Annotated in this window: 4 protein-coding genes and 1 rRNA gene; 4 read left to right on the plus strand and 1 reads right to left on the minus strand. The window is 40.4% G+C overall.

Annotated features, from left to right (window positions below):
- The first annotated feature begins 191 nt into the window (after window positions 1-191).
- The 3 genes from LXL81_RS26165 (at window position 192) to LXL81_RS26175 (ending at window position 5,817) form a co-directional block, all read left to right on the plus strand.
- Window positions 192-2,357 (plus strand): sialate O-acetylesterase, encoded by a 2,166-nt coding sequence (locus tag LXL81_RS26165; protein ID WP_234650515.1) that lies wholly within the window; start codon window positions 192-194, stop codon window positions 2,355-2,357.
- 233 nt (window positions 2,358-2,590) lie between these two features.
- Window positions 2,591-4,378 (plus strand): DUF885 domain-containing protein, encoded by a 1,788-nt coding sequence (locus tag LXL81_RS26170; protein WP_234650517.1) that lies wholly within the window; start codon window positions 2,591-2,593, stop codon window positions 4,376-4,378.
- A gap of 50 nt (window positions 4,379-4,428) precedes the next feature.
- Window positions 4,429-5,817 (plus strand): aminopeptidase P family protein, encoded by a 1,389-nt coding sequence (locus tag LXL81_RS26175; RefSeq protein ID WP_234650519.1) that lies wholly within the window; start codon window positions 4,429-4,431, stop codon window positions 5,815-5,817.
- 587 nt (window positions 5,818-6,404) lie between these two features.
- Here LXL81_RS26175 and LXL81_RS26180 read toward each other — a convergent pair.
- A complete protein-coding gene (locus LXL81_RS26180) occupies window positions 6,405-6,554 on the minus strand; it encodes a hypothetical protein (protein WP_234647929.1) in 150 nt (49 codons plus the stop codon).
- 75 nt (window positions 6,555-6,629) lie between these two features.
- On the opposite strand from LXL81_RS26180, the gene LXL81_RS26185 reads away from it, so the two are divergent.
- Window positions 6,630-6,726 (plus strand): 16S ribosomal RNA (locus LXL81_RS26185); the annotation flags it as partial.

The raw sequence follows: 6,726 nt of genomic DNA on the forward strand, positions 1-6,726 counted from the left end.
AGGATTTATTTTGTTAAGGATAATTCCTTCCTGCGCAACAATTTATGGGTGCTCATCGTAATTAATTAAAACACAGTAACTCTCCTCGCCCGATTAATAGTTTTTTGTTGCTCGACCCAACGTTTTTTACAAACTTTGTGTCGTATTAGTTACACCATGATCCTAATGAATTTGCACACTTCATGAAATATATGTTAGATTTTTTTCCTGAGAGAAGAGGTTTTTCAGCCACTTGCCAGGTGTGTATTTTTCTTATTCTGTTCCCTTTTTGTCTGAAAGCGCAGATCATTGTCACCGCACCACTCGAACGTGCGATTCATCAGAGGGACTTAGACAAATCAGCAAATGTTACCATAAGCGGAAGTTATACCATAGCTGTCGACAAAATTGAAGTACATGTTATACCGGTAAAAGCCGGGCAAGGTGAAGAAATTCCGTGGAAAACTTTACAGGATAATCCTATCGGTGGTGTTTTTAGCGGTACCATACGAATCGCTGGCGGTTGGTACAGCATAGAAGTCCGGGGCTCAAAAGGCGGGGTAATCATTGGCAACCCTTATTCAATTTCCAGGGTAGGTGTGGGAGAAATCTTTATTATTTCCGGCCAGTCCAATGCTCAGGGCATAAATTACACAAGTCCGGTAGCCAACGATGAGCGTGTCAATTACATCGATCACAATAATGAGATAAGCAATTCTCTGGATAATCTTCCACCTCCACTATTTACCCAACTGAATAAAAGCAACATAACCATGGGCCTTAGAGGTCATGGAACCTGGTGCTGGGGAATTCTTGGAGATCTTTTAACTGCGAAATTAAATGTTCCTGTACTTTTTGTAAATACTGCCTGGGAGGGCACAGCTCTGTTGAATTGGAATAAAAGCAGCCGGAATGAACCTACATCTGACGTAGCCAGTGGTTTAATTCAGTTTGCGCCACAAATGCCCTATGCCAATGTCCGGCTTTCCATGCAGCATTATGTCAAACAGTATGGAGCAAGGGCAATACTCTGGATGCAGGGAGAATCGGATAACTTTCCTCTCAATACAACTTTTAACGATTACAAAAACGGACTTCAGGATCTGATTTCAAAGCTTAGCAGTGATGTTAATACCAGAATACCCTGGGTTATTGCGAGGACTTCCAGAATTGCCAATCAAAATAACGTTTCAGTAACAAGTCCATCGGTAATTGCGGCACAAAATGCTGTAATCCAGGATCTTCCGGGGATTGCGTATGCAGGTCCCGAAACTGATAATCTATATGTAAGCCGGGGAGGAGACGGAACTCATTTCCAGGGAGTTGAGGGAACAACGATTCTTGCCAATGCATGGAATGATGTTTTAAACGATACTTTTTTCAATACTGTCAATCCGGTTTCAGTGTCTGACGAGCCAAGAATTGCAAGTACGTGCGATGCCAATAATAATTCCGTAAATCTGACTTTGCCGGATGGTTATTTAAATTATTTCTGGTATACAGATGTCAATGGAACACTAAGAGATCTGGGTGGCGGAAGGACGATTAATATTTCTACTCCTGGTACGTATATAGCGCGTGTCAAGGACGCATATGGCAACACACTCCGAAGCCAGAAAATGGTCATAACTACCTCTGTCAAACCAGCTACGCCAACCATTATTCAATCCGGTTCGCAGCAGGTTTGTGCGGATTCTTCCTTTACTTTTTCCATCAATCCCGGAAATGATGAATATACCTGGTACAAACAGGGAGCAGCAGAAACAATACAAAATGGTACCACAATTACGGTTTCAGAAACGGGTAATTATTTTGTAAGAAGCCAAAGCGTATTTGGCTGCGTTTCCGATAATTCAGGTATAGCCGCATTGATTGTCCGCCCTGAAATACCTACGCCTATTGTTGAAAAAACCGGGCCTTTCACTGCCACCGCTAGCATTAATCAAACAGGTTTTAATGAGTCGTATGACTGGAAAAGAGATGAGACGATTTTGGAAACTCCTGCTACAAACAGCATCAGACTGACAGTGACCGGAGCATACTCAGCCCGCGCCAGAGAAACATTTGCGATCGGTACAAATTTACTAACGTGTTATTCGGCATTTTCCAATCAGCTTGAAGTTATTACTGAAGGCGAATATGATATCGTAGTGTTTCCTAATCCCGGTGCCCGGGATGATATCTATGTTGAGTCCCGCGACGATATTATCAGTGCAGAAATTACGGTTTATGACCTTTTAGGCAGGGTCATGACTTATCAGAAACAAGACATGAAAAGCCGGGTGAAAATTCCAGTGAGAAACCTCTCGTCCGGAAAGTACATCGTTCGGATAAAAGGTTCAGGTATTGATGTGACCAGACAGATCGTAGTGTTGTAAGTGCGTTTTGAGTGAAACAAATTAATTTTTACATATTTGGCCCTCCTCCAATAAATCTTTGATTTTTACGCACAGCTTCTTCGATTATTTTTCAACGGGTAAAATCGGATAAAAACTTATTAAATACATACGAGAAAATTCTGCGGTTAAAGTATAAATTTGACAAATTGAACATGATTAGTTGTTGTTCATCATTTATGTCGAATCAAAATTTAACCTTCTGCGAAAGCCGTATGAAATCATACCTGCAAGCAATCGGGCGAAGAATCAAAATTGCCAGGTTTATATTGTCCATATCTATTTTATCATCGTTCTTATTTACAGGTTGCAAAACTCCGTCTTCGAAAGAAAACGATGGTACGTCAAATAAAGCTTTCGAAGATTATTCGGCATCTTTTATTGAAGCATTATGGAAACAGAATCCGGACTGGGCCACTACGGCAGGATATCATAAATATGACAGTATATTGGTGATTCCGGATCGGAATTCGATTAATGCGTCTTTAAAATTTGCCAAAAACCAACTGGATTCACTCGCTGCAATGGATCCCAAACTGTTATCCGCTGCTAATCAAACCGACTTTTATCTAATTCAAAATTTGCTTAAAGAAAGTCAATGGAATTATGATACGTTAAAATCATATCAATGGGATCCTTCATCGTATAACGTTAGCGGAACCTTTGCATTCATTTTGACAGAAAATTATGCCCCGCTGGATAAAAGGTTAAAAAGTATCAATGGAAGACTGGTAAATGTTCCGGAATATTATAAAGCTGCAAAAAACATCATTTCAAACCCGGTTCCAGAGCTTTTAAATCTTGCAGTTGATCAGAATTTGGGCGGATTGTCGGTATTTGAAAATGATCTTCTGGATTCCTTAAAAGTATCTACACTTAGTGCATCTGAAAAAAAACAGATTACCGAGAGATCAGCAAAAGCTGTTGCGGCTATAAAAGATTATACAAAATGGCTTAAAGAATTGAAAAGTGAAAAGCCGAGAAGTTTCAGGTTAGGAAAAGAGCTTTATGGTCGAAAATTCGCACACAACATTCAATCCGCTTATACAGCAGATCAGATTTATGATTCAGCAGTTGCCAGAAAGGAAGAAGTACAATTAAAAATGGCCTTAATTAGCAGACAGTTATGGCCAAAATATTTTGGGACAAAGCCGATGCCCAAAGATTCACTTGAATTAATTGGAAAGATGATTGACACACTTTCTGTGAATCACGTTAAACAGCAGGATTTTCAAACTGCCATTTCTGACATTATTCCCGGCCTAAATAAATTTATCAATGATAAGAAACTGATTACGCTTGATCCGACAAAACCACTGATTGTTAGAAAAGAACCGGCTTATATGGCAGGTGTTGCAGGGGCTTCCATCAGCGCGCCTGGTCCTTATGACAAGGGTGGAAATACTTATTATAATGTGGGAAGTATAACAAACTGGCCAAAGGAGAAGGCTGAGAGTTATCTGCGTGAATACAATCATTACATTATGCAGATCCTTGATATTCATGAAGCAATTCCGGGTCATTATACTCAGCTTGTTTATGCCAATCAATCACCAAGTCTTATTAAGTCACTTTTAGGAAATGGTGCAATGATCGAAGGCTGGGCAGTTTATACCGAGCAGATGATGCTGGAAAATGGGTTTGGTAATAATCAACCAGAAATGTGGCTGATGTGGTATAAATGGCATTTGAGAACCGTTTGTAATACAATTCTGGATTATAGCGTTCATGCCGGGAATATGAGTAAAGATGAAGCGATGCATTTATTGATTAAAGAAGCGTTTCAGCAGAAAGCAGAAGCGGAAGGGAAATGGAAAAGAGTCAGTGTGAGTAATGTACAGCTGACAAGTTATTATACCGGTTATAAGGAGATTATTGATTTACGCCGGGATTATAAAGCAAAGCTTGGTGATAAGTTCAATCTGAAATCTTTCCATGAAAAATTCCTGAGCTACGGAAGTACTCCGGTGAAATACATAAAAACGTTGATGTTGGAAAAGTGAAATGGGTTGGAACAGAATTAAATGATTGTTATTTAAAATACAAAAAGAAGATGTTTAGTACTGATGTATATAAGGATAGAAGAAATAAGCTGAAAAAAGCAGTTGGCAGTGGGCTGATTCTCTTTTTAGGGAATGAAGAGGTAGGAATGAATTATAAGGATAACACCTATCATTTCCGCCAGGATAGCAGTTTTCTGTATTTCTTCGGATTGGATAAGCCTGGTTTAGCGGCAATCATTAATGTGGATGAAGATATTGAAATCATCATTGGTAACGAACCAACGATAGATGATATCGTGTGGATGGGAACGCAGCCATCCTTGACGGAAATTGCCGCGCAAACGGGAATTTATAAAGTAGCTGAATCAAATTCACTTAAAGTTTTTATTCAAAAGGCTTTGTCGTCCGGCCAAACCATTCATTACCTGCCACCATACCGATCAGACGCGGTTATCAAACTGAGTGATATTTTACAAATTACAATTGCGAAAGTAAGTGAAGAAGCGTCTGTTAAATTGATTAAAGCGGTAATCGCCCAACGTGCCTACAAATCTGCTCTGGAAGTTTCAGAAATTGATAAGGCTGTAAATATGAGTAACGAAATGCATCTTGCCGCAATCCGTTATTCCAGGGAGAGTGTTACTGAAAAATATGTGGCTGGTATTGTTGAAGGAATTGCGCTGAGTGCTGGTGGGAATATTGCTTATCCTGTTATTTATACCGTAAACGGGCAAACGCTGCATAATCATCCGACAAGTGATATTTTGAAAAAGGGCCAGCTAGTTTTATGCGATTGCGGTGCTGAAACTGCAATGCATTATGCAGGTGACCTTACCCGAACTTTTCCTGTTGATCAGAAATTTAGCTCCTTACAAAAGGAAGTTTATGAAATTGTGCTGAAAGCCGAACAGGCAGCAGCCAATGCATTAAAACCAGGAATCAGGTTTCTGGATGTTCACAAACTTGCGTGCGAATATTTGGTTGATGGATTGAAACAACTGGGATTGATGAAAGGTGATGTTAAAGATGCCGTGATGGAAGGAGCCCATACCTTATTTTTCCAATGCGGACTCGGACATATGATGGGTCTGGACGTGCACGATATGGAAGATCTGGGTGAGCAGTATGTTGGTTATTCAGAAGGAATGGTCAAAAGCAAAGAATTTGGTTTGAAATCATTAAGGCTTGGGAGAGAACTGGAAGCTGGTTTTGTACTTACCGTAGAGCCTGGATTGTATTTTATTCCTGAATTAATGGATATGTGGAAGGCGCAAGGGAAATTGAGGGATTTTATAAATTATGACAAACTGGACGCGTTCCGCAATTTTGGAGGTGCCAGGGTAGAGGAGAATTTTTTGATTACTGAAAATGGCTATCAATTATTAGGTGAACCGCTTATCAAATCAGTAGCTGATATTGAAGGATTGGTTAGATTGTAGTAGCAAGTATATAATATATGGTAAACCGGTAATGAATTATTTATACAATCCATTCCCGGTTTTTCCTTTTATGGAAAGTGGTTCCTATACAGTCATTGACAATTCAAAGACCTTGAAATTTTCTCAGTTCCCTTGGGGCTCCCTGTTTCTATCAAAAATCAAATCCCGTAATGTGCCAGGCTCCCTCGGAGCCACCTGTTTATAGCAAATAAATTCAACCAAGTTTCTTAGGGCTCCCTCGGAGCCTCCTGTTTATAGCAATCAAATACGACCAAGCTTCTTAGGGCTCCTTCGGAGCCACCTGTTTATAGCAATCAAGTACGACCAAGCTTCCCACGGCTCCTTCGGAGCCTCCTATGAACCATCCGCAAACTGCCTTGCTGAACAAAACATCCCCCTTCCTTATATATAGGAACAAAAACCACAAACAAACCCACCATCAAACCCAACCTCCCCACAACCAGAAAAAGAACCCACAACCGCATTCCCATCCATTCCAGCCCCATTTCCTGATCCGCACCCAACCCCGTAAAAAAACTTCAAAATATTTTCGGGGCACATTTTCCTCATTTTGAGCTTTTTACAAATTATTTCAAAAAAACTTTCAAAATACTTTTGCCTTGTACTTGCGTATGAAAAAAAAGAGGTGCACCTTTGCACTCCCAATCGGGTAGTACGGCGCTGAGAACGATCAGCGCATCAAGTTTCGGAAGACGCGGAGCACAGTTCTTTGACATGATGAAGAGAGTAACAAGATAGTACGTTTAAGAAGATAACGTGGAATCTTTCGGGATTACCACAAAACAAAATTTACAATGGAGAGTTTGATCCTGGCTCAGGATGAACGCTAGCGGCAGGCTTAATACATGCAAGGCGAGGGGGCAGCAATGTCACCGTCGTACGGGTGCG

Source organism: Dyadobacter sp. CY356 (genome assembly GCF_021440195.1).
Lineage (GTDB): Bacteria > Bacteroidota > Bacteroidia > Cytophagales > Spirosomataceae > Dyadobacter.

Coding starts and splice junctions, on each gene's coding strand:
- LXL81_RS26170 (WP_234650517.1), top strand. CDS start 2,591: ATGAAATCATACCTGCAAGCAATCGGGCGAAGAATCAAAATTGCCAGG.
- LXL81_RS26165 (WP_234650515.1), top strand. CDS start 192: ATGTTAGATTTTTTTCCTGAGAGAAGAGGTTTTTCAGCCACTTGCCAG.
- LXL81_RS26180 (WP_234647929.1), bottom strand. CDS start 6,554: ATGTCAAAGAACTGTGCTCCGCGTCTTCCGAAACTTGATGCGCTGATC.
- LXL81_RS26175 (WP_234650519.1), top strand. CDS start 4,429: ATGTTTAGTACTGATGTATATAAGGATAGAAGAAATAAGCTGAAAAAA.